Source organism: Roseibium sp. (genome assembly GCF_039982295.1).
Classification (GTDB): domain Bacteria; phylum Pseudomonadota; class Alphaproteobacteria; order Rhizobiales; family Stappiaceae; genus Roseibium.
Genome location: NZ_JBDWYP010000003.1, coordinates 34,318 through 60,464, shown reverse-complemented (window position 1 = coordinate 60,464; position 26,147 = coordinate 34,318). Strand labels below are relative to the sequence as shown.

The window sequence follows — 26,147 nt, the reverse complement described above, 5'->3', positions numbered from 1 at the left end:
TTTTTAATCACTGAATGACGCCTGGACGATGTTCATCGTCCGGGCGTGATGCCGTTCGCCGAGGCGACTCATCACAAATATGTGCACCGCATCTAAATCATTGGTTGCATTATCATTCAGTCAGAAATTTACTCTCTTGCACTCGAAATTCGGGTCGCAATCAGCAGGCAACAGCATCCAAAAACTGCTTGAGACACGCCTTTCATAAGGTTGTCAGGCCGTAAAATACCAATCCAAATACAAGTCCGGACTATTTACCTGAGTAAAAGACTCATGTATTAACCGTGCATATCGAAGTGACGATGCAGCAAGGTCAAGATGCCTGAGAATTCAGCTATTAGATTGATATTGCTATCTAATTCCTTCCATCAAGCGACGCTTGTGGTGATGATCCCTGTGCTTCAGGAGGTTTACAACCTATCGCTTTCATCGCTGGGCACCATCATTGGCGGCGGCCTTCTGGTCTCGGCCTGCGCAATCCCGATATGGGGGCGCACCGCGACCAGGACCGGTCCGCGAAAAGCGTTGACGGGAAGTGCAATGGGCAGCCTCCTTGGCATACTTACCCTGTCTTGCTCCTTTGCTCTGGCACAGAATTCAACCAACCATACATACCTTGGGTTGCTGCTGCTTGTTGCAGCGCGATTGATCTACAGCGCATCCGCAGCAGCGGTCTTGCCGGTAGCCCAGGCCATCAGATCCAACCAAAGCGACAGCAGATCACTGCTCGGCGCGATCGGATCATTAAACGCCATGACCGGTATTGGCAGGGTCGCCGGCAACGCCATGGTGGCGCCTCTGCTCTTTGTCGGTTCAGCGATGCCAATCCTGATTGTCATACCCGCATACCTTTATGCGCTGACTTGCATCGCGCGGGAACCACGAGACCTTTCAAAGACAACCTCTTTGAGTGAGCACAAGACACGATCTGGTCTCGGCAGTCCCCCGATATTCGCAATGGCAATTGCCGCGACGGTTCAGGTCTCAATCGGCGCGGCCTACGTGCTCCTCGCACCACTTATCCTTGAAAGGCTTTCGGCCGACGCCACCGAGGCGACAGCAGCAGCAGGCGTCGCCCTGACCTTTGCGCTCCTTTGTGGCATCTGCACACAACTTGTCCTGACGCGACTGTTTTCCGGCAGATTGCACCTCGCGCTCGCAAGCGGGATCTTCATTCTGTTTCTTGGCCTTCTGGGTCTGGCAGAGGCATCGACTCAATTTCAGTTGTCATTCGCAGCCTGTGGCCTCGCCGTTGGAACGGCCCTGGCCCTCAGTGCCAATCTGGCGGCACGGCTCAAGCAAACATCCAAGGTTGACAGGCCACAGACATCAACCTGGCTCGCCAGCTCACAAATGCTGGGCCTTGCGTGCGGAACCAGTTTGTTTGCCTACCTCGGTGACATCGACCTGACGCTTGCCCTTCAACTGGCCGCGGTCATGACCTTTCTGCTTTTTATCGCTGTTCTCATCAGCCGAGCACTACCCGTCCAGCCCATCAGCCCGCGCAAAGGAACTTCTGAATGACCACCTTGGCCCCAGTTGGATCCCCCAATGCTCCCGATGCGATCAAGGACCTGATCGGCATCGGCATCGGTCCCTTCAATCTCAGCATTGCCGCTCTGCTCGACAGCATGCCGAAGATGAATGCCGTCTTTTTTGACCAGAAGCCCGAGTTTGTCTGGCACGCAGGTCTGATGTTTCCCGGCAGCATCTTGCAAACCTCATTTCTGAAGGACCTGGTGACACCTGTTCTGCCGACAAGTTCCCACTCCTTTGTCAACTACCTCGTCGAGCAGAAACGTTTTTACGACTTCATGGCGGGGCGCTTCACCGGCGTTAGTCGCACCGAATTTTCGTCCTACATGGCCTGGGTCGCGCATCGGCTTCCAAGCACCCGATGGGACAGCGGAGTGCGCGAAGTGGGCTTTGATGGAGAAGCTTTCCTTGTCGAACTTGACAATGGCCTAAAAAACAGAGCACGGAACCTGTCAGTCGCGACCGGTATGAAGCCGAACAAGCCTGATTGGGCCGCCCCCCACATCGGCCCCACGTGCTTTCATGCCAGCGACTATCTCCATCGTGCAGCCTCTTTCAGCGGCAAGCGCGTTTCTGTTATCGGTGGCGGTCAAACAGGCGCCGAGATCGTACTTGATCTCTTGACCGCGCCGGGCCGCGAGCCGGCACAAGTATCCTGGATTAGCAATCTGCCCCGTTTTTCCCCGTTGGAAGAAGGAGGCTTCGTCGATCAGGTTTTTACTCCGGGCTATGTCTCGACTTACCAGACGCTCCCCCAATTGGGAAAACGCAGCGAGATCGCAGGGCAAAAACTCGCCAGCGATGGCCTCACGCCAGCCACCATCGACGCCCTCTATGAGGAAATCTACCGCAGGAAACATCTGGCAAAGGCCCCGGACACCGTCGCCCTTCTTCCAGGTCGCAACGTTTTTGCACTCGACCGGGATGCAGTCGGTTATCGCATCCATACGGACATGACCGCCTGCCAGGCAACCGAAGCAATTGGCGCTGATGTCATCATCCTGGCGATTGGCGCAAAACCGAGCCTGCCCGAGTTCATGGCTCCCCTTAGCGATCGCATCGACTGCGACCCTTCCGGTGTCCCTAATCTTTCAAAAGATTACCGGATGACCTTCGACGGGCCAGCTGGGAACAGCATCTTCGGCCTCAACATGGGCCTCGCGTCCCACGGGATTGTTGACCCGCAAATGAGCCTCATGGCTTGGCGCGCCGGCGTCATCATCAATGCCCTCGCGGGCAGCCAGGTTTTCAATGTGGAGCCTGGTGCCGACATTATCAATTGGCCGCGATTGGACCACCCCGTCGCAACGTCTCTGGAACACGCAGCCGCTACCGGCTGAGCCCCTCGCAACAGGAACACATCCTCATGAACGAGATGTCTGCCAAAGGCTTTGCCGACGCTGTCCAAACTGCGGCACACAAAGCCGACCATGCAACGGCGGCCGCCTTCTTGAACGCGCTCTTGCGGGAATGGGATGGTTGGTCTCTGCTCCCGCAAGAGATTACGGAACAATTTGACATGCCCGGCACCTACGCCTGTCTGCCTCTCGCGCAAGGCGATGAAGCGCTGCTCATTGAGGTGCTGCATGTCGGTCGCTTCAGGCGAAAGATCTCGCTGCCGTTCCTTCGCTGGGACAAAAAAAAGCCACCGCGTGACATCGCCCTCGCCGAAGCGCTGACACTTCTTGTCCTTGATCCTCAGGCAAGCCCCGGGGACGCCGCATTTCAACTCAAACTCTTGCAGCGGATCCTGGACAGCAGGCTGACGATTGAGCGCGCCTATGCGTCAAACAGAAACAAAAAAACGGCCGACCTTTGGTCGTTCCAGGACGCCGAACAGGCTCTCATGTCCGGACACCCAACACACCCGAACCCGCGCAGCAAAGACGAGGTTGATGACGCCAGCACAGCCCTCTATAGCCCTGAGCTAGGAGGCAAATTCCCGCTTTTCTGGGTCCTTGCGGAACGTTCGATCCTTGTGCTGAAGGACGCCGGCAAGCACTCGGCGGAAGACTTCTGTCGCGACCTTGCCAGGGCAGACACCACATTACCTGAAGCCTTGAAGGCTGAAATTCCGCACGGCTTTGTTCCGGTGCCCTGGCACCCCTGGCAAGCGCAGCGGCTATTGGCGGACCAGCACGTGACTGGCTGGATCGGCGAAGGAAAACTAATTCTGGTCGGCAGCAAAGGACAGCCCTTCGCAGCGACAGCGTCTATGCGCGGCGTTCATGCTTATCACGCGCCGTTCATGCTGAAATTCTCTCTCAGCATGCGTCTTACCAATTCCAAACGGGTGCTTTCTCGCAAAGAGGTCGAACGCGGAATTCAGATGTGTCGCCTGCTTGATAGCCCGGTGGGCGCTCAGATAAGGCATCAGGAACCCCGACTTCACATTTTGCGCGAGCCGGCCTATGCAGCGCTCAAGGCGCAAGATGGCGGCGCACTTGAAGAAAGCTTCGTGGTTTTTCGCGAAAACCCCTTCCGTGACCCGGCATCAGACGGCCCCGTTATGCTGGCAAGCCTATGTGAGGAACAGCTAGATGGGCGCTCACCGCTCGGAATGCTGATTGACCAACGCGTCACGCAGACCGGCAAGGCTCCTGCGGCTTGCGCAAGCGAGTGGCTGGCCGCGTTCGTAGACGTCGCAATTGCTCCCCTCGCAAGGGTGCGATCCCGGCACGGCCTCCTGTTCGGTTCACATCAACAGAACATGATGATCTCGTTGAAAGACTGCTTGCCGTCCGCAGTCTGGGTTCGCGATTGCCAGGGCACGGGCCATCTGACCACACATCATGATGCCCTCGAGCGTCATGTTTCTGACATCGGTCTTTACAGCGAAAATGTTGCCCCCCCAGCGCTCGGCGACGGACTGCTTTGCTACTACGTGATCGTCAACAACCTCATGAACGTTGTCTCAATTCTGGCGATCGACGGTTTACTGGCTGAAGATGCAGCCTACACGATCTTGCGCGAAAAGCTGATCGCATTACGCGCAGCCTGCGAAACCGATACGGCTTTCTACGACATGCTTCTCGAAGCGCCGACGCTTTGCAGCAAGGGCAACTATCGCACCAGTCTCAGTGGCGTGAACGAAGCTTCCGGCGACGCTAGCGGGCAACTCGCCAGTTTTCTCGAAATTTCAAATCCCTTGTCCGATCCGGAGGCGATCACATGAACATTCACGCATCTGTCCAGAAGGACGCTGACAGCGCGCTTCTGCCCAGCCTTGTTCGCCCTAACCTGTCTGGCGCATTGCCGGTCCTGGCGCGCCTGGTCTCGGATACCCAAGCCGAGATCTTCCTTGAAGCCGAAGCTATTGCATCGGCGGAACTGCAAGGTGACGCAGGGCTGCACCTTTGCTTCACCTGGAAACAGGACCTCGACGAGGAAACAACCATCGCTGCCGTACTGGTCGCCCTGGAGTGTTTTTTCGCAGCAAGCGAGACAGTCGACAGGCTGGTGCTAACCCTCGAAGAAACGAGTTTTCGACTGCGCAACCTGCCATTTGTTTATCGCGACGGCTCTGGTCTGGCCGTCTCGCGATCCGGGTTTTACCAAGCACCGCAGATGTGGCTCGGACACCCTCAAGTCAACCGGACCCTTGCCGGACTTGTCGATGGCCCAGACGGGCGCGATCATCCCCTGCGCGCGCCCCATCCAGAAGGCCTTGTGTATCAGCGCTTTGATCCGGTGGCCGGGGTGACTGTCTCGTTCCGCGCCGTGGACATCGACAAGGACCTCGATCTCTTTCATCGCTGGATGAACGACGGGCGGGTCGCTTTTTTTTGGGAGTTAGCTCTCCCGAAGGAAGAGCTGCGCGCTTACCTGGAACAACTCATCGCAAAACCGCACACCTACCCGTTGATTGGCGCCTTCAACGGTCAGGACGCCGGGTACTTCGAAACCTATTGGGTGCGCGAAGACCGTCTCGGCCCCTTCTATGACAGCGGCCCATGGGATCGAGGCTGGCATGGGCTCATTGGAGAGCGCCGCCATCTAGGAAGGGTCAAGACCGGCGCTTGGCTGCGCGGCCTCGCCCACTATCTTTTTCTTGACTGTCCAATGACCGAAAACATCATGGGAGAACCACGGGTCGATAACGCCAAACTTCTCACCTACGCAGATGCGCTGGCATACGAAAAGGTCAAGGAATTCGATTTCCCGCACAAGCGCTCAGCCCTGATGCGCTGCTGCCGCGACCGCTTTTTCAGTGAGGTTCGTCTGTGAACGTCGCCGCAAGACCTGAGACGATCCAAACGGTTTCGAATTGGGAAACCGTATGCCGTGAAAACCTTGCGAAGCTTCTGAGCGAGCTGAGTTACGAAGAGGTTTTCGCGCCCGATGCCCAGGGCAATGATCGCTTTGTTCTGAAGCTGAAATCAGGAACCGCCTACAGCTTCACGGCAAAGCTCGGAGCATGGGACAATCTGCTGGTCCATCCGGAGAGTATTGGGCGAGAGCCTGAACCAGAAGCCTTCCTGTCTCCGCTGCAATTCGTCGTTGATGCCCGCTCGGAAATGGCCATGACGCCAGACACCGAGGCGACATTCCTTCGTGAACTTTCGAACACGCTCAGGCAAGATCTTGTTCTTCTGGAAAAGAACCAAGCGGCCCGAGGAGAAGAACTGGTCGAAGCGCCTTCTCATGTGCGTCATGCGCTTTTGGAAGGTCACCCGAAGGCAGTTGCCAACAAGGGCCGCCTCGGCTGGAGCGAGGATGACCTCAAGCGCTTTTCTCCTGAACATCAGCAAGACTTTGAAATCGTCTGGCTCGCCGCCGATCGCGCTCACTGTCGAATTGGGGACAGTTCCGGCATCGACGAGCGCGCATTCCTGCGGAAATGCCTGGGCCAGGAAGAAGAGCACAGGCTGTTCGGAGCGCTGGAAGCCCAGGGGCTCTCGCTCGCGACGCATACGTTGATCCCGGCGCATCCCTGGCAATGGGATCATGTGCTGCAACAGGCCTATGTTGGTGAACTGATGGAAAGACGTCTCGTCTTCCTCGGTGCCTTTGGAGGCCGCTATGTCGCTGGCCCAAGCCTCAGGACACTTACAAGCATCGATCGCCCAGGCTCACCTGACATCAAACTTGCCCTGATGATCCTGAACACCTCTGCATGGCGTGGCATTCCCGGGCAGTATATCGCGCTCGGCAGTGCCATCTCGGACTGGCTCGAGAGCCTGGTCGAAGACGACGAGCTCCTGACTGCCAACGTCACGATTCTCAGGGAACAGCGCGGCATCTGGTATCGTCACCCGATCTATGATCAGGTGACGAACGCCCCTTATCAGCACCTGGAAACGCTCGGCGCGATCTGGCGCGAGAACGCCAAAAGCCGGATTTCAACGAAACAGGATGCTTGCCTCTACGCCGCACTGCTTCACGTGGCGGGAGATGGAGATCCACTTGCTGTCCATCATGCCAATCGTGCCGAGCTGCCGATATCAGAATGGCTCTCCGAGCTCTTCCGAACCACCGTCGTGCCACTCTATCACTTTCTTGCAAAGTATGGCGTCGGCTTCATTGCACACGGTCAGAACATCACCGTCCTCCTTGAAAACCATCGGCCAGTCGGCCTCGCGATCAAGGACCTTCAGGGAGATGTGGACATCGTCAATCAGACTTTCACCGAACATTTTGGCCTGCCTGACGAAATTCGCTCGATCCTGCCGAACAAACCGCCAGAGTACATCGTACATGATATTCAGACGGCGCATTTCGTCACCGTCTTGCGTTTCTTCTCAGCGCGGCTGGAAGCGGCGGGCGTACTCCGCGAAAGAGAATTCTACCACCTCCTGTCCAGAACGCTAACGGCCTATATGTCAGAGCGTCCCGAGTTGACGGAACGCTTCAAGACCTTCGACCTGTTTCACCCAACTCTTCCCCGCGTTTGCATCAACAAAGTCCGGTTTGAAATTGGCTATGGCGACGCCGCCGAGCGCCCTCTTCCGGCACTTGGAACGGATTTGCGGAACCCGCTGGTTCGCTTTGCAGACGACAATCTCTGAGACACATCGATCTGGTGCTTTCCGATGTGTCTGATCCGCAACACCACAACCAAACCGCACAAATCACAATGTCAAAACTTGAATATAAAATTCAACTATGATTGTTGTGAAATTAACGGGAAGCCAGACAGCAACCGCTATCGAGCCACCCAATCCCTTAAAAATAAAACCTTAATGGGTGGGCATTCCATGAAAATAAGATCCTGCATACTGTGGGCGAGCACGGCGTTGTGCACGCTACCGGCGCATGCTCAAGACAACTCTGGCGAGAGCATCTTTCTTGATCAGATTGTTGTGACAGCAAACCGTAGTGAAGGCTCCGTGGGAACAGTCGCACAGTCGGTTGAAATCATTTCTGAAGAGCAGATCGAGGAAACGAAGATCCTTGCCACAGACACCTCCGACCTCGTGTCTCGGCTTGTGCCAGGATACGCGCCAAGCAATCAGACCATCTCGGGCGCATCGGAGAGCTTCCGCGGCCGCAGCGTTCTCATCATGGTTGATGGCGTTCCACGCAACACCCCTCTAAGGAACAATTCACGCATCCTGTCGCTGATCAACATGGACAACATTGCCCGCATGGAGGTGGTCAATGGCGCCTCCAGCCTCTACGGCGCAGGCGCGACGGGCGGCACGATCAACATCATTACCAAGCGCGGCGTCGAAGACGGTGTCAATGTCACAGCGACTGTCGGAGCTACCGCCTTCACAGCAAACCTGCCGGAATCAATTGCGCCCAACGCAAATGTCTCCGTCGAGGGGCGCAACGGCAAATTCGACTATTTCTTCTCTCTATCTGGCGACTTCAGCAGACGCACCTACGACGGAGCCGGAAACGAGCTCCCATCCGATGGCATGCTCGGCCAGGGCGGTGCAGACCGAATTGGCGAGGGTGAAGCATTCGGCGTGATTGGCTATGAGACAGACGCCAAGCGTTTCGAGATAAGCGCCGATCTCAGCTACGCCCGACAGGATCCTGACTGGTACACGGACTACTCCACCGGCACAGCCGTACCCGACTACTCCAATCCGTATGACGGTGAGTCACTGGAAGAGAACTCACAGTATTTTACCGCTCGCTACACGGATGCAGATTTTTCCCTGGGCAGTCTGGAAGTCAAGGCCTTCTACAATCACATCGAGAAGCGGTCGCTTATGACCGAGCTCTCGAGCGTCAACACCTTTGTCTATACATCGGACAATCAGACGGTTCTCTACGGCGACCGCGCCGGCGCGACGGCGTCCGTCAACAGCGCTCTGGATTTCCTGACGGAAGGCTCGAACGTCACCTGGGGCGTCGATTATACCTTCGATCGGACCACGCAGGAAACCATCGGTGGCGCAGATGTCATCGCACCCATGACGCAAAACCAGATAGCAGGCTTCGCACAGGCTGAAATTCCGGTCATCGATCGGTTTCGCCTGCAGGCTGGTGCCCGGTTCGACCAGTTCTTCCTGAGCGTCGATGACTTCACCCGCCCGGAATCGCAAACCAACCTTCTGGCAAGTCGAGGCTTGTCAGTCGCGACCATTGGCGCGGTCGATGTGACTGGAGGTGATTTCAGTTACAATCAGTGGACCTTCAACATCGGTGGTGTTTTTGACGTCACCGAGGACATGCAGGCCTACGGCAATTTCTCTCAAGGCTATGCTTTGGCAGACGTCGGCGCGTTTACACGCCGCGCGGGCGCTAACACCACCGCGGAACTTTGTTCGATCTCCGGCATCTCGGGTGTTTGTACCGGCAGCGGCACCACGAGCTTTGCGGACATCTCCCCCGAGCCCCAGCTCGTCAACACTTATGAAATCGGCCTGCGTGGAGATTGGGACAGGTTCCGCGCGAACCTCAGCGCGTACTTCTCGACATCTGACAAGGGCACCACTTTTGACGCCTCCACCAACAGCATTTCCCAGCAGAAAGAGCGTCTCTGGGGCGTCGAATTCAACGGTGAGGCAAATGTGCTAGATTGGATGAGCGTCGGCACTGTGCTCGGCTATTCGGAAGGCCAATACGACACCGATGACGATGGCGAATTCGACAGTTATCTGCCGAACAACCGCATTCCGACCACGTTCAAGGGTCTTTTGTACAGCAACATGAACTTCGAGCACGACATCACGGCCCGCGCTGAAGTCGAGTTCTTCTCGGGCAGATCTCGCGATATTGACAACAAGATTGATGGCGCCGTTCTGTTGAACGCCGCTGTCGCAAAGACCTTCGAGAACAACGGCAGGCTCTCCCTAGGCATCCGCAACATTCTCGACACCGACTATATCAACCCGACCGCCACTGCCACGCGCGGCATCAATGTAGCCGGCCTCGGCCGAACCATCGCCCTGTCTTACCAGGTCAAGTTCTAGGTCAGCAAAATCGGCCGCAGGCGTTTGCACCTGCGGCTTTTTCTTTGTGAGGGCATGCCCTCGACACTCTTGAAAATGAGCCAGCCATGCGTCTGTCGAGAGCCAAGCTCAGGGGCACAGATCCCTCCGGAAACGCCGAACGTTACCGCCTGTTTGCAACGCTTGGCGGCCTCTATCTGGCACAGGGCATTCCCACCTACCTCATTGCAGCTGCCCTTCCTCCGGTCCTGCGTGAGGCAGGTGTTTCCCGAAGCGCAATCGGCTTTTTCTCCCTGCTCATGTTGCCCCTGGTGCTCAAGTTCCTCTGGGCTCCCTTCATAGACCGTTTCAGCTTTCTCAAGATTGGGCATCGGCGTGGCTGGATCGTCCCGATGCAGGTGGTCACAGCCTCCGGCATCGCGGTCCTGGCGTTCATCGAACCAACGAATGTGACCGGCCTCTTTGTGGTTTGTCTGACAATGGCACTGGCCATGTCGGCACAGGATATTGCGACGGATGGCTACGCGACCAACAGTCTTTCGGAAAAGGACAGGGGTATCGGCAACGCCTTTCAAGGTGGTGCGGTCGCCCTCGGCGTCGTGGTCGGCGGCACACTGTCCCTTATTCTGTTCGAGACCTATGGCTGGACACCGACACTTCTTTTTGTCGCCGCCCTGTCTCTGTTGCCGCTGCTCGTTACGCCTCTGATGCGAGAACGTGTATCTGGGCCTCCGTCAGCTGAGACCGAAGAGAAGACAATTTCAAAGCCATCCCTGCGCGCGTTTTTCATGCGCCCCGAAGCGGTGCAGATCTTTGTCATTGCACTGATCTTTCGGGCAAGTGAAGGCCTCGTCAAGGCAATGGAAGGCCCCTATCTCGTCGACGTTGGCCTGTCACTTTCCTGGATCGGCTACCTGTCCGGAGTGTCGGCTGCCACGGCCGGCATCATCGGGTCAGTCATCGCTGTAGGCCTAATCAAATGGCAGGGAGCCAGCCGATCACTGATCATTCTTGGTCTTCTGCGCACCATCTGCTTCACCGCCTTCGCCCTGCATGCTTTGGGGATCTACGAGCCGCTTTGGACGGTGATGTCTGCAGCCGCGTTCCAGACTTTCATTCGCTACATGGAAATTGTTATTCTGTACTCTCTTTTCATGAGCGTCGCGTCCAGATCACAGCCGGGCACAGACTTCACGCTGTTGGCCTGCGCCCAGCTGATTGTCTATCTCATCGGCTCCATGACGTCCGGGTTTATCGCCGACCAGTTTGGATACGACGGCCTATTCGTGCTGGCCGCCGTACTGTCGGGTCTTGCTGTTCTGGCTACCGTCAAGCTTTTGTCGAGGTCTTCAAGGATGTCAGCTCCCCACAAAACGGCCCAAACAGCGGCCCAGAATGGGCCCGTTTCATGAGTCTAGAAGCCCAAACCACTGTTGTTGTTACCGATCCCGGATCTGTGCTCGACGCGCTTTTGGAGCATCTCAAGAGCCACGATCTGAACCACATTGATCAGGGTGACGGCAGTGTCCTGATCCCGATCGATGCGGACAGTACGATCCTTGTTTCCAAGGCACCTGAAACACTGACCTTCGCGGTCTCGGCGCCCAGCCCAAACAAGCTTTTCGTTTTCAAGGAGGGCGTGGTGCGGCATCTGGAGGAACTCACACCGCAAGCAGCCGCATCGATCCGCTGGAGCGACGATCTTCAAAGTGAACGCGCAAGCGACAATATCAGGCCGCCGAACTTTCATCTGTTGCACCTATCCGGGAAGAGTGAAATTTTCCCCGGCCTGCTGCGCCTGACCCTTGACTGCAAGACTGCCAACTTGCTGCAAAAAGACGGCATTCACGTCAAGCTCATGCTGCCGTCAGATGCGACCCGCGCCCCTCAATGGCCTCATGTCGCTTCCAATGGCGCGACGCTTTGGCCGAAGGGCGAAGACGAGCTTCACGTGCGCTACTACACACTGAAAGACGTTCGCGCAGACGTATCTGAGGTCGATATCGACATCGTTCGCCACAAGGGCGGGATGATCGCCGATTGGGCCGAAAGAGCGGTCGCTGGAGACACCATTGGCCTAATGGGCCCGGGTGGCGGCGAAACGGCACCGCAAGAGTGCCTATCTGTCTTGCTGGCCGCTGACGAGACCGCACTACCTGCCCTGGCTCACCTTCTGGCAGCCCTGCCCAGGACCTGTACCGGACACGTGGTCGCGGCCCTGCCAGCAGAGAGTCTCAATTACCTTCCTGAAACCGGCCTTACAATCACCTGCCTGGCTTCGAAGGACTTCCCGGCAGCGGTCGAAGACAGCTTGAAAGCTCTTGCAGGTGACTGCGCGCCGGACTTCTGCTGGTTTGCAGGCGAGCACGACAACGCCCAGTCACTGCGCAAAGTCTTCAAGCAGGACTTCGGGCTTGGGAAGGGGCGGCAATACGCGATTTCATATTGGAAACGTGGCCGCTCAGGCGATGCCAAAGGCACCGCCTAAAGCTATCGCCTCAGACCCAGCGGAACACCGCCAGGCCATAGGCGATGGCAATCGCCAGCGGCGCCCACAGCGGGGTCCCCATCAATCCGAGCCACGACAGGAAGATGAAGGCGCTGCCCAGCAGGGAGATGAACAGACGGTCTCCCCGCGTGGTGTGAAGTCCGAGAATGCCATCGCGAGGTCCGCCGCCCGGCGAGAAATACTCCCAAACGCCCATCGTCGCGATTGCCACTGCGACAAAGCAGAAGAATGCAGCCGTCGGCCAGGTCCAGGCCATCCATGAAAGACCCATGGTATTATCCTCCTCAGACCCTGCCGAGGGCAAAGCCCCGGGCGATATAGTTGCGAACGAAATAGATCACGAAGGCGCCAGGAATGATTGTCAGCGTTCCCGCCGCAGCCAGAAGCCCCAACTCATAACCTGATGTGCTCGCCGTCCGTGTCATGACCGCCGCAATGGGTTTCGCGGCAACAGACGTAAGTGTCTTGGCCAGCAACAGCTCCACCCAGGAGAACATGAAACAGAAGAACGCGGCAACACCGATCCCCGCTGCAATCGTGGGAATGAAGATCTTCACGAAAAAGCGCGGGAAGGAATACCCATCCACATAGGCTGTCTCATCCAGCTCCTTCGGCACGCCCGACATGAACCCCTCCAGGATCCAGACCGCCAGCGGAATGTTGAACAGCGTGTGCGCAAGAGCCACAGCCCAATAAGTGTCGAACAGACCGACCGCCGAATAGAGCTGAAAGAACGGCAGGGCGAAGACAGCCGGCGGGGCCATCCGGTTGGTCAAAAGCCAGAAGAACAGGTGCTTGTCACCCAGGAACCGATACCGCGAAAAGGCATAGGCTGCCGGAAGCGCGACCGACACTGACAAAACGGTGTTCAGCGAGACATAGGCCAGTGAGTTCACATAGCCCATATACCAGGTCGGATCGGTGAAGATCGCGACGTAGTTCTCGGTCGTAAACTCTCTTGGCCAGAGCGAGAACGAGCCAAGAATCTCGTTGGTCGTCTTGAACGACATGTTGATGAGCCAATAGATCGGCAGCATCAGGAAGAAGATGTAGAGGGCCGGAACGAAGCGGCTTGGATTTTTCATCAGTTGGCCTCGTTTCGCATCATGAGAGTGTAGAAGACCCAGCTCAAAAGCAGAATGATGAGGAAGTAGATCAGCGACATGGCCGCAGCTGGACCCAGATCGAACTGACCGAGCGCGATCTTCACAAGATCGATCGACAGAAGGGTCGTGGAGTTGCCCGGCCCACCGCCCGTCAGAACGAACGGCTCGGTGTAGATCATGAAGCTGTCCATGAAACGCAAGAGGACTGCGATGGTCAGCACCCGCTTCATTTTCGGCAGCTGGATATAGCGGAAGATCGCAAACGACTTGGCGCCATCGATCTTCGCTGCCTGGTAGTAGGCATCAGGGATAGACACCAACCCGGCATAGGCCAGGAGCACAACCAGAGACGTCCAGTGCCACACGTCCATCAGGATCAGGGTGAACCATGCATCTCCCGGCTGACGCGTGAAATTATAGTCGAAGCCCAGCGCGTTCAGTCCGTAGCCCAGAAGACCGATATCCGGCAGGGCAAAGATATTCCACATCGCGCCGACCACGTTGTAGGGGATCAGCAACGGCAGGGCCATAAGCACCAGGCACACCGGAACCCACGGGCCTTTGCGCGGCAAGGTCAACGCGATCAGCACACCCAGCGGAATTTCGATGGCCAGGATCGAGAACGTGAAGATCATCTGCCGGCCAAGGGATGCATGGAAGCGATCCGAATTCAGCACGTCCTGAAACCAGATCACTCCGGCCCAGAAGAACGTATTGTCGCCGAAGGTTTCCTGAACCGAATAGTTCACGACGGTCATCAGGGGGATGACCGCGTTGAACGCGACCAGCAGGACCACCGGAAGGACGAAGAGCCAGGCTTTCTGGTTTTCTGTCTTGTTCATGACTCTGTCCTCAACTCACCAGCCAACCGTCGCGGTAGACCTGCGTGTGGTCTTGCGCGAACTGCAGGAATGCATTTCCTTCCGGAATTTCACCGCCTTCAGGCACCAGCAGTTTGATGCTCTGATCTCCCTTGCGGGTATCGACGATCCGGAACCGGCCGGCATCGGAAACCTTGGCAACCTCGACGGGGACGCCAGTGGGGCCGAATTCGACAAACTCGGGCCGGACACCGAGCTCCAGACCCGAGGCGACATTGCAGGATGCCGCATTCCAGCTGGAAATTTCCGTATCCTGGTAGAAAGCTTTTCCGCCGCGAACTTCGCATGGCAGCACATTCATGCCCGGCGACCCGATGAAGTGGCCGACGAAGGTATGCTGCGGTCTCTCGAAGAGTTCCACGGGCGTTCCGATCTGCACCACCTGACCGTCCTTCATGACCACGACCTTGTCTGCAAACGTCAGCGCCTCGGTCTGGTCATGGGTCACATAGATCATCGTTGTGCGGACCCGCTGGTGAAGCTCCTTGAGCTTGGAGCGGAGCTGCCACTTCAGGTGAGGATCGATCACGGTCAAAGGTTCGTCGAACATGATGACATTGACGTCCGTCCGAACGAGGCCCCGGCCCAGGGAGATCTTCTGCTTGCCATCGGCCGTCAGCCCGGAGGCCCGATTGTCCAGCGTCGCGGTCAGGTCGATCATCTCCGCGATCTCGCGAACGCGCTTGTCGACCTCGGCTTCGGGAACACCGCGGTTGCGCAACGGGAACGCAAGGTTGTCGTAAACAGTCATCGTGTCGTAGACGACCGGGAACTGGAACACCTGCGCGATATGCCTCTGGTCCGGCGGCAGCTGGGTCACGTCCTCGTCGCCGAAAATCACCTGACCATGGCTCGGTGTCAGAAGGCCGGAAATGATGTTGAGCAGTGTGGTCTTGCCGCAGCCAGACGGTCCGAGAAGTGCATAGGCACCGCCATCTTCCCAGTCCACATCGAGCTGTTGCAACGCATAGTCCGCATCCTCCTGCGGATCCGGCTTGTAACTGTGGCGCAAGCCCTTGAGCGTGATTTTTGCCATGAAGGCAGTCTCCCAATTCGTTTCGCTTGCGCGTCAGCCAGCGATCAATGCGCCGGAAGCATCGAAGTAAAAGGCCTGAGACACATCTGCGTAGAGTGTCGCCTGCTCTCCGACTTCAAACGGATGTATGCCGTGGGACTGGGACACCCAGGTCCGTCCACCCAAATGAAAGTGCACCACGCTCTCGGAACCGCTGAGTTCAGTCACCATGACGTTGCCATCGACCTGGACCGGCTGACTTCCCGATTGAACGGGTGTCACGTGGTGCGGCCGAAGACCGAGGGTGTAGGTACCATCCGGCAAAGCCGCAGCCTTGCCGGTCGCAGACCAGCTCGCACCACTCACCAGCGTCAGCATCGCCCCCTTTTTGATCACCTGCGCATGGTTGATCGGCGGCTCGGAAAACACTTCGGCGCTGACCAGATCTTGCGGCTTGCGGTAGACATCGCTTGTCGGCCCGAACTGGGTCACGCGCCCCTCGTGCAGGGTCGCGGTCTGCCCGCCAAACAACAGGGCCTCAACAGGTTCGGTCGTGGCGTAAACCACCACGCACTCACGGTTCGCGAACAATCGTGGCAGCTCGTCACGCAATTCCTCGCGGAGCTTGAAGTCCAGATTGGCGAGCGGCTCGTCCAGGAGAACCAGATCTGCGTCCTTGACCAGGGCGCGCGCCATCGCTGTGCGCTGCTGCTGGCCACCGGAAAGTTCTGATGGCCGCCGGTCGAGCATTCCCGACAACTTGAGCAATTCGGCCATTTCGCCAACGCGGCGCTTGATCTCGCCCTCGGCCATGCGGGCCACCCGCAAAGGCGAGGCAATGTTCTCGAAAACGCTGAAATTCGGGTAGTTGATGAACTGCTGGTAGACCATGGACACATTGCGTTTCTGCACGGCGGTCCGGGTCACATCCTCACCATTGAAGCGGATCGAACCGGTCGTGAGCTTGTCCAGCCCGGCCATCAGCTGCATCAAGGTGGTCTTGCCCGACAACGTGGTGCCGAGAAGGACATTCATCCCGCCGGCTTCCAGCTTCAGGTCGGTCGGATAGATATGTTGCTCAACGCCGACGCGCTTCGAAACATCGATGAGTTCAAGAGACATGGGGTATTCGCACTTTTTCGTCCGCCAAACGCGGGCCAAAGGTTCCCGGGGCACTGCTGCCCCGGGATGTCGTCTCGACAGGCAGAACGCTTAGTTAGCGTTCCACTGTGCGATCAACTCGTCATAGGCAATGGTTTCGCCCTGTGGCTTCTCGTTGTCGAGCTTGGCTTTTGCGCCGCCCTTTCCGAGCCACTCTGACGGATCCTTCTCCTCATTGAGGCGAGGGCCGCAACCGCCATAGGTGTTGTTGGCTTCATCCGCACGCTGCATGCGAGCCATAACCTGGTCCATCTCGCTAGCAAGACGGTCCATGGCTTCCTGAGGCGTAAAGGCACCGGAGTTCACATCACCGATCTGCTGCCACCACAGCTGGGCCAGCTTCGGATAATCCGGCACGTTGACACCGGTCGGCGACCAGCGAACACGATCCGGCGAGCGATAGAACTCGACCACGCCGCCAAGCTTTGGCGCACGTTCGGTGAAGCTTTCGTGGCGCACCGTACTGTCACGGGTGAAGGTCAACCCAACATGGCTCTTCTTCGCATCAACCGTCTTGGAGGTCACGAACTGAGCGTAGAGCCAGGCTGCCTTGGCGCGGTCGGTCGGTGTGGACTTGAGGATCGTCCAGGACCCAACGTCCTGATAACCGACCTTCTGACCTTCTTGCCAGTAAGGACCGTGAGGCGACGGAGCCATGCGCCACAGAGGCATGCCGGCATCGTCAACCGTGTTGTTGCCTTCGGACTTCGGCTTCACCATGTCTGCAAGGAATGCAGTGTACCAGAAGATCTGCTGCGCAACATTGCCTTGGCTCAGTGCAGGCAGAGACTGATAGAAGTCGTAGTCGGCAGCGCCTGGAGGCGCATAGTTGCGAAGCCACTCGTCCCACTTGCGGATCGCGTATACAGCCGCCGGGCCGTTGGTGCCACCGCCGCGTGAAACGCTTGCGCCCGCAGGGTTACAGGAGTCCGCTTCCATGCGGATGCCCCACTCATCGATCGGACGACCGTTGGGCTCACCCGGCGAACCGGCACCTGCCATGGAAAGCCAGGCATCGGTCATGCGCCAGCCAAGATCCGGTGCGCGCTTGCCGTAATCCATATGGCCGTAGATCGTGACGCCGTCGATTTCCTTGACGTCCTTGGAGAAGAACTCGGCAATGTCCTCATAGGCAGACCAGTTGACCGGAACACCGAGGTCGTAGCCGTATTTTTCCTTGAACGCTTTCTGGAAATCCTCGCGATCGAACCAGTCCTTGCGGAACCAGTAGAGGTTCGCGAACTGCTGATCAGGCAGCTGGTAGAGGTCACCATCCGGACCCGTTGTGAAGCTCACGCCCATGAAATCTTCAAGGTCGAGCGTCGGAGACGTGACGTCCTTGGCTTCACCCGCCATCCAGTCGGTCAGGTTGACCGCCAGCTGAAGACGCGAATGGGTGCCGATGAGATCGGAATCGTTGACATAGGCGTCATAGAGGTTCCGGTTCGTCTGCATCTGCGTCTGAACGGCCTGAACCACTTCACCTTCGCCGAGGATCTGGTGGTTGACCTTGATACCGGTGATTTCCTCGAAGGCCTTCGTCAGGGTCTTGGATTCATATTCGTGGGTCGGAATACCTTCCGACAGCACATTGATTTCCATTCCCTGGAACGGGGTGGCTGCGTTTACAAACCACTCCATCTCGGCCATCTGCTCGTCTTGCGACAGAACGGACGGCTGAAATTCATTCTCCACCCATGTTTTTGCTTCATCCATGCCGGCAAAAGCCTGACCGGCACAGGAGAGCACTGCCGCGGCGGCCACCGCGGACAAGAATCTCTGCTTCATAATTTCCTCCCAAAACGACCCGCAAGTGCAGGTAAAACGAATATCAATCGAAAGAAAATGAAGGTCAATGGAAAATTGGTCCGATCTATAGCAATTGCTTCGAAGATCGACAGGGAAAGACGCACGAGAGAAAAAATACCTTTGCGGAATCAACAAGATCATTAAAAACGACAGAAGCACTGCCCCAACGAACGTAGAACAATGCGGCTCTCAGCCCCTTTTGACAGGCCCGAACACACCTCGTCCGCAGGCAAACGTACGACTTCACCGCGAAGCGCAAGCTCTTGAGGGAAATGGAACTCAAGCGAAAAATCGAGCTTAAAACTCAAGTTTCCTTTGCCCTCAAGTGATCAGCAAGGTTATTTGTGTGGGCAACACAGCCGGTCCGGCCGGACACGGCGACCCGCAGACAGCTGTCAAGCCAAGCGGCGCAGAGCCAGGTCAGGAACCTGACAGCAAGCGCCGACCAGAGAGCCACGGAATTTCGCAAATGCCAGGCGCAGAGCCCTGCCCCGATGACCAGATTGATCTGCGCGACTATATCGACGGCCTGTTTCACGGCAACACCGCGCATCTAGGCGAGCAGTTTTCAATCGCGCCCGGTTCTGACAACGGCCGCAGCTGCTCTGATCTCACTGATCCCGCGGGCCTCAAGCAGCTTCTCGACTTTTATGCGGAAACCGGCTTTCCCGGCGATGACGCGAGATCATGCGTTTCCTACTGGTCCCAATGGTACTTCGGCCTTCTTCTGCCACCACTGATACTCCTGGCCGGAGCTGCGGGGTCCAAGGTGCCCGCGTCTCTTGCAAATCTACGCGTTGTGCTGGATGCCTCAGGCCAACCGCAAAGGTTTGAACTGACCGATCCCAATGCCGAGCCCGCTTTGAATACAGACACACCATTTGACCGGCTCGCGCCCCTGATCGATGGTCACCTGTCGCCGCTTGTCTTCTCGCTGTCGGCCCGAAGTGGCGTATCGGCCAAAGTGTTCTGGATGAATGCAGCTGTCGTCATCGACTACACCCATGAGGTTCTGTGGAGCGGCAATCAGGATATCGACCTGAAAGCGATCACTGGCAATCCGAAAAAGCCGGACGGCAATCGCAATCCGCTGTTCAGCCCCTATCGCCCCTCTGGCTCCGAAGCCACCAGAACGCGGCGCGTTTGCTGTCTGAGATACGGCCTTGAGGGGGTTGCTCGCTGTCAGGACTGCTCCTTGAAGCCAACTTACGGCAACGATCGCAGACCCTTGGTGCTGGGCGCAAGCAAGTGATGTCGAAAGCGCTACTTGATACCTGCGCGCATGAAACTTTGAACGAATTGCCGCTGGAACAGCAGGAAGGCGACAAGCAGTGGCCCGCTGGTCATCAGCGTGGCCGCATTGATCACCGACCATTCAACACCGCTGTCGATTGCCGAGAAGACGCTCAGGCCGACAGTCACCGGGCGTGTATCGACTGAATTGGTCACGATCAGCGGCCAGAGAAAATTGTTCCAGTGGTGGCTGACTGAAACAAGGCCATAGGCAAGATAGGTCGGCTTGGCGAGCGGGATATAGACCCGCCAGAGCACACCCAGGAATGAAGCACCTTCCATCCGCGCCGCCTCATCCAGCTCCTTGGGGATGGTCATGAATGTCTGCCGCAACAGGAAGATGCCGAACCCGCTTGCCAGATACGGCAATGCGATCGCCGGTATCGTATCGACAAGATCAAGCAGCCGCATGGTCCTGTAGTTCTCGACGATCAGAATGTCAGGCATCACCAGAAGCTGCAGCAACACGAGCGAAAACAGCAACGAGCGCCCCGGAAATTCGAAGCGCGCGAAGGCATAGGCCGCCAGCGTGCACAGGAAAAACTGGCCTGCAAGAATAAGACTGACAAGAACAAACGTGTTCAGGAAATAGCGCGCAAATGGCGCGGCAGACCAGGCCTTCGCGAAATTGTCCAGCGTCAGCGGCGCCGTCAGAACAAACCGCGCCTCGTAGGCCGCCGGATGAAACGCGGTCCAGATCGCATAGGCAAGCGGCAGGATCCACAACAGCGCCAGGGCCCAGGCAGCCGCTGTGTTCAGGACACGATCGAGGGTGGGAGCGGACCAACTCATTTGTAGTGCACCTTGCGATCGAAGAAGAAGAACTGCCCAATCGCAAGCGCCGACAACAGCACCAGCAAGGCGACGGTCAAGGTTGCCGCATAGCCGGTCTCCCAGAACCGGAACGCCACCTCGTATATGTAAAACAGCAAAAGCGATGAGGCGTTGTCCGGACCGCCATCTGTCAGAATGAAAATATGATCGACCAGCCGGAACGAATTGATCACTGCGTTGATCGAGACGAATAGCGTTGTCGGCATCAAAAGCGGGAATGTGATCCGCCAGAAAATCGTCCAGCGGCTTGCGCCTTCGATCCTCGCTGCCTCGACGAGCGAAACAGGGATCGCCTGCAAGGCCGCGAGATAGAAGATCATGAAGAAGCCGGCCTCTTTCCAGACTGTCACCACGATGACGGCATTCAGCGCCGTCGCCGGATCACCAAGCCAGTTGGTGCTGGACCAGCCAAAAAGAGCACCGAAGACCTGATCGAAAAGGCCAAAGCCCGGCGTGTAGAAAAACAGCCAGATGTTGGCGACTGCGATCAGGGGCAGGACCGTGGGAGTGAAGTAGGCCATGCGCACCAGGCTTCGTCCGGCGAGCTTGTCATTCACCCAAAGTGCCATGGCAATCGAGAGCGCAATCGAAAGCGGGATGGTGCCCAGCGCGAACCAGAGGTTATTGAACATAACCTTCCAGAACACAGGGTCGTCCCAAAACCGCTCGTAGTTCTCCAGCCCGATGAATTTGGCGGGCTTGCGACCGCGCGGCGTTGAATAGAAGCTGTTGATGAAGGTCGTGACCGCCGGGATGTGGGTAAAGGCAAAGAGGAACACCATCGCCGGCAGCAACAGCAGCCACCCATGTATCCAGTCCCGTTTGAATGTCACCCGCATGGCAAGTTCCGTCAGCTCACGTCTTGAGACAAAGACCGGGCAGCAAGCGCCACCCGGTCTTCATGAGATTTAGCGGTACTCGGAGAGGATGCCGTCGGCCTGAGCCTGGGCTTCCTTGAGAGCAGTCGCTGCGTCCTTCTTGCCGGTGATCACAGAGGCCAGTGCATCGTTGAAGATGCCGGTGACGCGCTGGTTCTGGTAGGTCGAAAGTTCAGCCTTCGCGAACTCGAGCTGGTCACGGGCGATCAGGGCCGGAGCGAAATCAGCTGTGTAAGCCTTCATCGTTTCGCTTTCCCAAGTCTCTGCGCGCGGGGCAACATATCCGGTTGCGATCGTCCATTTCGCAGACTGGGCAGGAGCCGTGATCCACTGAACGAATTCGACAGCCGCCTTGTTCTGCTCGTCGGATGCGCCCTTGAACAGATAGAAGTTGCCGCCACCGGTCGGCGCGCCGCGTGTCGCCTTGGACGGCAGCATGGCAACGCCGAAGTCGAACGGTGCGTTGTCACGAACGTTGGTCAGGTTGCCAGTGGAGGTCCACATCATGGCCGTCTGACCTTCGAAGAATGCCTTCGGAGTTGCGCCCCACTCGATGATGCCCGGAGCCATCACTTCGTGCTTGGTGCTCAGGTCGACGAGGTACTGAAGCGCTTCAACGACCTTCGGGTCGTCAAAGTTGGTCTTGTTGCCTTCAGCATTGGCAAGGGTCGCGCCGTTTTCGATCGCAAGCCCCTGAAACAGCCAGTAAGGGAAGCCGGAAGACGGGATACGAACGCCCCACTGGGAAACCTTGCCGTCTGCGTCTTTCTTGGTCAGCTTCTTGCCGAATTCGACCATTTCGTCCCAGGTCGCCGGTGCGACTTCAGGATCAAGACCGGCTTCCTTGAAAGCTTCCTTGTTCCAGTAGAGAACCGGCGTCGAACGCTGAAAAGGAATGCCGTAGGTCTTGCCACCGGTCTGGCTGTTTTCCATGAACGCAGGATAGAAGCCCTCAACCCAGGCCTTGTCCTCATCTGACGTCAGATAGTTGTCAAACGGCTGGATCAGGTCTTCATCGATCAGCGTGAACATGTCGACCGACAGGATCACGGACAGCTGAGGCGGGTTACCGCCACGCGAAGCGGTGATCGCCTTGGCAACCGTGTCCTGATAGGAACCGGCGTAGACAGCGTCGATCTTCACGTCAGGATTGGCCGCGACATATTCATCGGTCAGAGCCTGAATGGTATCGGCAGCCTTTCCGCCAACTGCAACCGGGAAATAGAACTGCAGGTCAACCGCATGGGCAGATGCCCACGTGCTGACAGAAAGAGCCGTTGCAGCAACGGCCTTAAGGAATGTGGACTTAATCATCTCAAAACTTCCTTGGTTTGAGCTTTCACGCTTGAAGCGCGTCGCCTGCGCCCGACAGCACAGCTATTGGGATCGCAATCGCGATCCGATTTCTGGGATCAGGTCGTCCCGGCGTCCGCCGGAAAGCTGATCGAAAACATGGAGATCCGCAGTCGATGCGGTGAAGCGCAAAGCCTCGCCCGTCGCGACAGACCGCGACCCGGGCAGGCGAACCTGAAACACCGAGCCTGAAACGTCACAATCAGCCAGGGTGTCAGCGCCCAGATATTCCACGGAGCGCACGGTGCCCGTCAGGCCGCCGTCAGCTGCCAGGCACAGCGCTTCGGGACGAACACCGAGCAGGAGCCCGGTCGGCATGTCCTGAAGCGGCTCGATCGCTGACATGGGAATGAGGTTCATGGGCGGCGTGCCGATGAAACGTGCAGCAAAAGGCGTTGCAGGCCGCTCATAGAGATCGCGCGGCGTTGCGGCTTGCTCGACCCGGCCGCCATTCAACAGCACCACCTGATCCGCCATCGTGATCGCTTCGACCTGATCATGAGTGACGTACACCATCGTGAAGCCCAGGCGTTGTTGAAGAGCCCGCAACTCCACGCGCATCTCGTGACGCAGCTTGGCGTCCAGATTGGACAGCGGCTCATCCATCAAGCAGACCGGCTTTTCACCGATGATTGCACGCCCCAGTGCCACGCGCTGCTGCTGGCCGCCGGAGAGTTGCGCCGGCTTGCGCTCCAAAAGCTCGCTCAGACCCAGAAGGTCCGCAACACGCGTCAGTTTCTCTTTGCGTTCTCTCGCATCGACCTTGCGCACCTTGAGTCCGAAAACGATGTTCTCGGCAACGCTCAGATGCGGAAAAAGCGCATAGGACTGGAAGACCATGGAGATGTCGCGCTTGGACGACGTCTTGCCCGTGACATCATCTCCGCCAATGAAAATCCTGCCTTCGTCAATGCCTTCCAGGCCTGCGATCATACGCAGCGTCGTCGACTTGCCGCAGCCCGACGGCCCCAGAAGAACCGTGAAGGAACCAGCAGGAATGTCGATCGAGACGTCACCCACAGCCCGGCTGTCACCGAAGAGTTTGCAGACGTTTTCCAGCCGGATCGCCTTGCCTGCGTGGGTTCTCGCCAGCGGATCGGACATCACACGCCCTCCAGCTCGTTGCCCGTGATGATCCGGGTTGAAGAACCAGACAGGGCTTTCTCGATCTCCGCAGGAACCGGTTGATCGCTGAAGACATGCGAGACCTCGGAGACGTGACCACCGCGCACATGCGCGGTCCGGCCAAACTTCGTATGATCGAGAACGAGGAACGACTGGCGACAATTGGCAAGGATCGACTGCCTGGCTGCGACTTCATCTTCATGAAAGTCGAGTAGCGTGCCGTCGTCATCCACACCGGCAACACCAAAGACGCCGATATCGACCTTGTAGTTCGAGAAGAAGTCCTGCGCGGCGGTGCCCAGAATATCCCGGTCGCCGTGGCGCAGCCTGCCGCCCGCAATCGTAACCTGGAAACTCGGATTGACGGATGCCGTGAAAGCGACGTTCAGATTGTTGGTGAAGACACACAGCCCTTCATGGGCAGTCAGCGCCTGCATGACGATTTCCGGTGTCGTGCCAATTGAAAAGGCGAGCGACATTCCATTGTCGATGGCGCTCGCCACCAGGTCGGCTATCTGCTTTTTCTGGGAAAGATTGAGGATTTTCCGCGTGCTGTAGTGGCTGTTGCCTGACGGCGCGGGGGCCTCCACGCCGCCATGGGTCCGTCTGAGAAGCCCCTGCTCACACAGGCCGTTGACATCACGGCGGATGGTCTGGGTCGTCACATCGAAACGGACAGCCAGTTCTTCAACAGACGCAAAGCCGCCCTTTTGAACCAGGTCAGCAATTTCTGCTTGCCGCTCAGTGATATCAATCTGACCCAACATCGCGTTTTCGTTCCCTTCAAATTTTCCGCTTGTGTCCAGCAAAACCTTGGAACAGAATCTCCGCACAGGTTCACAGCTCCTTTCCGGAACGATGCCCTTCTGCGAATGTGCTGGAGAGATAAAATGTTCATATGAACGTATCTCGACGCTCACATGAACATGAGATGACATTTTCAGCCGCCCCGACCCGCACATAGCCATTCATGCGAGAGCGCTCGTGTCCGGCATCGCGCGGAAGCGCGTTGCTTGTCGCGAGGATTGAGTTTGAAATGCTGAAATCACGCAGCAGGTTGCTGCCGGTACAAACCGTGCTTGCAGCGATTAAAATGCCGAAGGCTGATCAGCCAGGAGCACCACACACCTTGCCGCTCAGCTCGCAGCAACCGTCAGGTAACGCGCTTGCTCAGCTCTGCAAATAGGTGGGCATCTACCGATAGTGGAAGGACACACCTTCGGCATCAAAGAGATGAAGTTTGTCCGGCGCAGCCGTCAACCGCACCTTCGTGCCTTTGCCGATGGACTGGATCCCCGGCAGCTTGGCCATCAGCCCGACCTCGCCGTCCTTGCCCTCGAAATAGAGCACAGTCGTCTCGCCAAGCGCCTCCACGATCGCAACTGTTCCCTCGAGAAGAAAGTCATCTCCCTCGGTCAGCACGAGGTCCTCGGGACGGACGCCCAGCTGCACCAGCAAGCTCTGGTCTGCAGGCTTCGATGGCACCTGCACCGTTGCAGTCGCTCCCTTGCGGATCTGAACGGTCGTGGACGCCCCCGTCTCTGTCACCTGAGCTGCCACCAGGTTCATGGCCGGAGAACCGATAAACTGGGCCACAAAGACGTTCGCCGGCCTTTCGTAAAGCTCAAGTGGCGCGCCAACCTGCTCGATGTTACCGCCATGCAGAACCACGATACGGCTGGCAAGCGTCATCGCCTCCACCTGATCATGGGTCACATAGATCATCGTGCTGTCGGGCATGCTTTCCTTCAACTGGGCGATCTCGATCCTCGTCGCCACCCGCAGCGCCGCATCCAGGTTCGACAGAGGCTCGTCGAACAGAAACACCTTGGGATCGCGCACAATGGCCCGGCCAATCGCGACCCTCTGGCGCTGGCCACCGGAGAGCGCCTTGGGCAGCCGGTCCAGATAGGGCTCGAGCTGCAGAATGCGCGCTGCATTGTCGACCGCTGCTTCGATCTCCGATTTCGGTTTTTTGGCAATCTGCATGCCGAACGCCATGTTGTCTCGGACGCTCATATGCGGGTAAAGCGCATAGGTCTGGAAGACCATGGCGATGCCTCGTTGCGCGGGAGGTGTTTCGTTCATCCGCTCGCCATCGATCTGCAGATCGCCGCCCGTAATCGTCTCAAGGCCGGCGATCATCCGCAAGAGCGTGGACTTGCCACAGCCGGACGGCCCGACGAAGACAACAAGCTCACCTTTTTCAATATCCAGATCGATGTTCCGAAGAACTTCGACCGAACCATAGGACTTGCTGACGCCCCTGAGGGAAACGGAAGTCATGCCGAGAGCTCCA

General features: G+C 57.6%; 21 protein-coding genes. 9 read left to right on the top strand and 12 right to left on the bottom strand.

Annotated features, from left to right (window positions below):
- Positions 1–318: 318 nt before the first annotated feature.
- The 8 genes from ABJZ52_RS00355 to ABJZ52_RS00320 all read left to right on the top strand — a co-directional run bounded on the left by ABJZ52_RS00355 (position 319) and on the right by ABJZ52_RS00320 (position 12,372).
- On the top strand, positions 319–1,524 hold the full coding sequence (locus ABJZ52_RS00355; protein WP_348184396.1) for an MFS transporter: 1,206 nt from the start codon (positions 319–321) through the stop codon (positions 1,522–1,524).
- Entirely contained in the window at positions 1,521–2,876 is a 1,356-nt protein-coding gene (locus ABJZ52_RS00350; protein WP_348184395.1) for a SidA/IucD/PvdA family monooxygenase, read from the top strand. Before ABJZ52_RS00355 ends, ABJZ52_RS00350 begins: the two co-directional genes overlap by 4 nt.
- A gap of 26 nt (positions 2,877–2,902) precedes the next feature.
- Positions 2,903–4,711 (top strand): IucA/IucC family protein, encoded by a 1,809-nt coding sequence (locus tag ABJZ52_RS00345; protein ID WP_348184394.1) that lies wholly within the window; start codon positions 2,903–2,905, stop codon positions 4,709–4,711.
- Entirely contained in the window at positions 4,708–5,763 is a 1,056-nt protein-coding gene (locus ABJZ52_RS00340; RefSeq protein WP_348184393.1) for a GNAT family N-acetyltransferase, read from the top strand. The genes ABJZ52_RS00345 and ABJZ52_RS00340 overlap by 4 nt, the downstream gene beginning before the upstream one ends.
- The gene (locus tag ABJZ52_RS00335) at positions 5,760–7,544 is read left to right on the top strand and encodes an IucA/IucC family protein (RefSeq protein WP_348184392.1); all 1,785 of its coding nucleotides are present in this window, start codon (positions 5,760–5,762) and stop codon (positions 7,542–7,544) included. The genes ABJZ52_RS00340 and ABJZ52_RS00335 overlap by 4 nt, the downstream gene beginning before the upstream one ends.
- A gap of 321 nt (positions 7,545–7,865) precedes the next feature.
- Positions 7,866–9,905 (top strand): TonB-dependent receptor, encoded by a 2,040-nt coding sequence (locus tag ABJZ52_RS00330; RefSeq protein ID WP_348184391.1) that lies wholly within the window; start codon positions 7,866–7,868, stop codon positions 9,903–9,905.
- Positions 9,906–9,991: 86 nt separating this feature from the next.
- A complete protein-coding gene (locus tag ABJZ52_RS00325; protein WP_348184390.1) occupies positions 9,992–11,296 on the top strand; it encodes an MFS transporter in 1,305 nt (434 codons plus the stop codon).
- The gene (locus ABJZ52_RS00320) at positions 11,293–12,372 is read left to right on the top strand and encodes a siderophore-interacting protein (RefSeq protein ID WP_348184389.1); all 1,080 of its coding nucleotides are present in this window, start codon (positions 11,293–11,295) and stop codon (positions 12,370–12,372) included. Before ABJZ52_RS00325 ends, ABJZ52_RS00320 begins: the two co-directional genes overlap by 4 nt.
- 10 nt (positions 12,373–12,382) lie before the next feature.
- Here the strand turns inward: ABJZ52_RS00320 and ABJZ52_RS00315 are convergent, their stop codons facing one another.
- The 6 genes from ABJZ52_RS00315 to ABJZ52_RS00290 form a co-directional block, all read right to left on the bottom strand.
- Positions 12,383–12,664, bottom strand: coding sequence for a DUF2160 domain-containing protein (locus tag ABJZ52_RS00315; protein WP_348184388.1), 282 nt, complete (start codon positions 12,662–12,664; stop codon positions 12,383–12,385).
- A gap of 13 nt (positions 12,665–12,677) precedes the next feature.
- A complete protein-coding gene (locus ABJZ52_RS00310; RefSeq protein ID WP_153772029.1) occupies positions 12,678–13,478 on the bottom strand; it encodes a carbohydrate ABC transporter permease in 801 nt (266 codons plus the stop codon).
- Positions 13,478–14,341, bottom strand: a complete 864-nt coding sequence (locus ABJZ52_RS00305; RefSeq protein WP_153772028.1) for a sugar ABC transporter permease — start codon at positions 14,339–14,341, stop codon at positions 13,478–13,480. Before ABJZ52_RS00305 ends, ABJZ52_RS00310 begins: the two co-directional genes overlap by 1 nt.
- A 10-nt stretch (positions 14,342–14,351) precedes the next feature.
- Positions 14,352–15,416 carry an ABC transporter ATP-binding protein gene (locus tag ABJZ52_RS00300; RefSeq protein WP_348184387.1) on the bottom strand — a complete coding sequence of 355 codons (1,065 nt, stop codon included), beginning with the start codon at positions 15,414–15,416 and terminating at the stop codon, positions 14,352–14,354.
- Between the two features lie 33 nt (positions 15,417–15,449).
- Positions 15,450–16,517, bottom strand: coding sequence for an ABC transporter ATP-binding protein (locus ABJZ52_RS00295; RefSeq protein ID WP_348184386.1), 1,068 nt, complete (start codon positions 16,515–16,517; stop codon positions 15,450–15,452).
- A gap of 90 nt (positions 16,518–16,607) precedes the next feature.
- Positions 16,608–18,344 (bottom strand): ABC transporter substrate-binding protein, encoded by a 1,737-nt coding sequence (locus tag ABJZ52_RS00290; protein WP_348184385.1) that lies wholly within the window; start codon positions 18,342–18,344, stop codon positions 16,608–16,610.
- A 367-nt stretch (positions 18,345–18,711) separates the two neighbouring features.
- Between ABJZ52_RS00290 and fhuF the strand changes: the two genes are divergently transcribed.
- Complete coding sequence (gene fhuF / locus ABJZ52_RS00285; RefSeq protein WP_348184384.1) at positions 18,712–19,617, top strand: siderophore-iron reductase FhuF; 906 nt, start codon at positions 18,712–18,714, stop codon at positions 19,615–19,617.
- Positions 19,618–19,628: 11 nt separating this feature from the next.
- Here fhuF and ABJZ52_RS00280 read toward each other — a convergent pair whose 3' ends face one another.
- The 6 genes from ABJZ52_RS00280 to ugpC all read right to left on the bottom strand — a co-directional run bounded on the left by ABJZ52_RS00280 (position 19,629) and on the right by ugpC (position 26,134).
- Complete coding sequence (locus tag ABJZ52_RS00280; protein WP_348184383.1) at positions 19,629–20,450, bottom strand: carbohydrate ABC transporter permease; 822 nt, start codon at positions 20,448–20,450, stop codon at positions 19,629–19,631.
- Entirely contained in the window at positions 20,447–21,331 is an 885-nt protein-coding gene (locus ABJZ52_RS00275; RefSeq protein ID WP_348184382.1) for a sugar ABC transporter permease, read from the bottom strand. The genes ABJZ52_RS00280 and ABJZ52_RS00275 overlap by 4 nt, the downstream gene beginning before the upstream one ends.
- Before the next feature lie 69 nt (positions 21,332–21,400).
- Entirely contained in the window at positions 21,401–22,684 is a 1,284-nt protein-coding gene (locus tag ABJZ52_RS00270) for an ABC transporter substrate-binding protein (RefSeq protein WP_348184381.1), read from the bottom strand.
- A 63-nt stretch (positions 22,685–22,747) separates the two neighbouring features.
- Entirely contained in the window at positions 22,748–23,827 is a 1,080-nt protein-coding gene (locus ABJZ52_RS00265) for an ABC transporter ATP-binding protein (protein WP_348184380.1), read from the bottom strand.
- Complete coding sequence (locus ABJZ52_RS00260) at positions 23,827–24,615, bottom strand: DeoR/GlpR family DNA-binding transcription regulator (RefSeq protein WP_348184379.1); 789 nt, start codon at positions 24,613–24,615, stop codon at positions 23,827–23,829. Before ABJZ52_RS00260 ends, ABJZ52_RS00265 begins: the two co-directional genes overlap by 1 nt.
- A gap of 427 nt (positions 24,616–25,042) precedes the next feature.
- Positions 25,043–26,134: a sn-glycerol-3-phosphate ABC transporter ATP-binding protein UgpC gene (gene ugpC, locus ABJZ52_RS00255; RefSeq protein WP_348200027.1), complete on the bottom strand. Its 1,092-nt coding sequence runs from the start codon at positions 26,132–26,134 to the stop codon at positions 25,043–25,045.
- Positions 26,135–26,147: the final 13 nt, after the last annotated feature.

Coding starts and splice junctions, on each gene's coding strand:
- ABJZ52_RS00305 (WP_153772028.1), bottom strand. CDS start 14,341: ATGAACAAGACAGAAAACCAGAAAGCCTGGCTCTTCGTCCTTCCGGTG.
- ABJZ52_RS00270 (WP_348184381.1), bottom strand. CDS start 22,684: ATGATTAAGTCCACATTCCTTAAGGCCGTTGCTGCAACGGCTCTTTCT.
- ugpC (WP_348200027.1), bottom strand. CDS start 26,134: ATGACTTCCGTTTCCCTCAGGGGCGTCAGCAAGTCCTATGGTTCGGTC.
- ABJZ52_RS00345 (WP_348184394.1), top strand. CDS start 2,903: ATGAACGAGATGTCTGCCAAAGGCTTTGCCGACGCTGTCCAAACTGCG.
- ABJZ52_RS00295 (WP_348184386.1), bottom strand. CDS start 16,517: ATGTCTCTTGAACTCATCGATGTTTCGAAGCGCGTCGGCGTTGAGCAA.
- ABJZ52_RS00265 (WP_348184380.1), bottom strand. CDS start 23,827: ATGTCCGATCCGCTGGCGAGAACCCACGCAGGCAAGGCGATCCGGCTG.
- ABJZ52_RS00325 (WP_348184390.1), top strand. CDS start 9,992: ATGCGTCTGTCGAGAGCCAAGCTCAGGGGCACAGATCCCTCCGGAAAC.
- ABJZ52_RS00280 (WP_348184383.1), bottom strand. CDS start 20,450: ATGAGTTGGTCCGCTCCCACCCTCGATCGTGTCCTGAACACAGCGGCT.
- ABJZ52_RS00355 (WP_348184396.1), top strand. CDS start 319: ATGCCTGAGAATTCAGCTATTAGATTGATATTGCTATCTAATTCCTTC.
- ABJZ52_RS00350 (WP_348184395.1), top strand. CDS start 1,521: ATGACCACCTTGGCCCCAGTTGGATCCCCCAATGCTCCCGATGCGATC.
- ABJZ52_RS00310 (WP_153772029.1), bottom strand. CDS start 13,478: ATGAAAAATCCAAGCCGCTTCGTTCCGGCCCTCTACATCTTCTTCCTG.
- ABJZ52_RS00290 (WP_348184385.1), bottom strand. CDS start 18,344: ATGAAGCAGAGATTCTTGTCCGCGGTGGCCGCCGCGGCAGTGCTCTCC.
- ABJZ52_RS00315 (WP_348184388.1), bottom strand. CDS start 12,664: ATGGGTCTTTCATGGATGGCCTGGACCTGGCCGACGGCTGCATTCTTC.
- ABJZ52_RS00275 (WP_348184382.1), bottom strand. CDS start 21,331: ATGCGGGTGACATTCAAACGGGACTGGATACATGGGTGGCTGCTGTTG.
- ABJZ52_RS00320 (WP_348184389.1), top strand. CDS start 11,293: ATGAGTCTAGAAGCCCAAACCACTGTTGTTGTTACCGATCCCGGATCT.
- ABJZ52_RS00340 (WP_348184393.1), top strand. CDS start 4,708: ATGAACATTCACGCATCTGTCCAGAAGGACGCTGACAGCGCGCTTCTG.
- ABJZ52_RS00300 (WP_348184387.1), bottom strand. CDS start 15,416: ATGGCAAAAATCACGCTCAAGGGCTTGCGCCACAGTTACAAGCCGGAT.
- ABJZ52_RS00260 (WP_348184379.1), bottom strand. CDS start 24,615: ATGTTGGGTCAGATTGATATCACTGAGCGGCAAGCAGAAATTGCTGAC.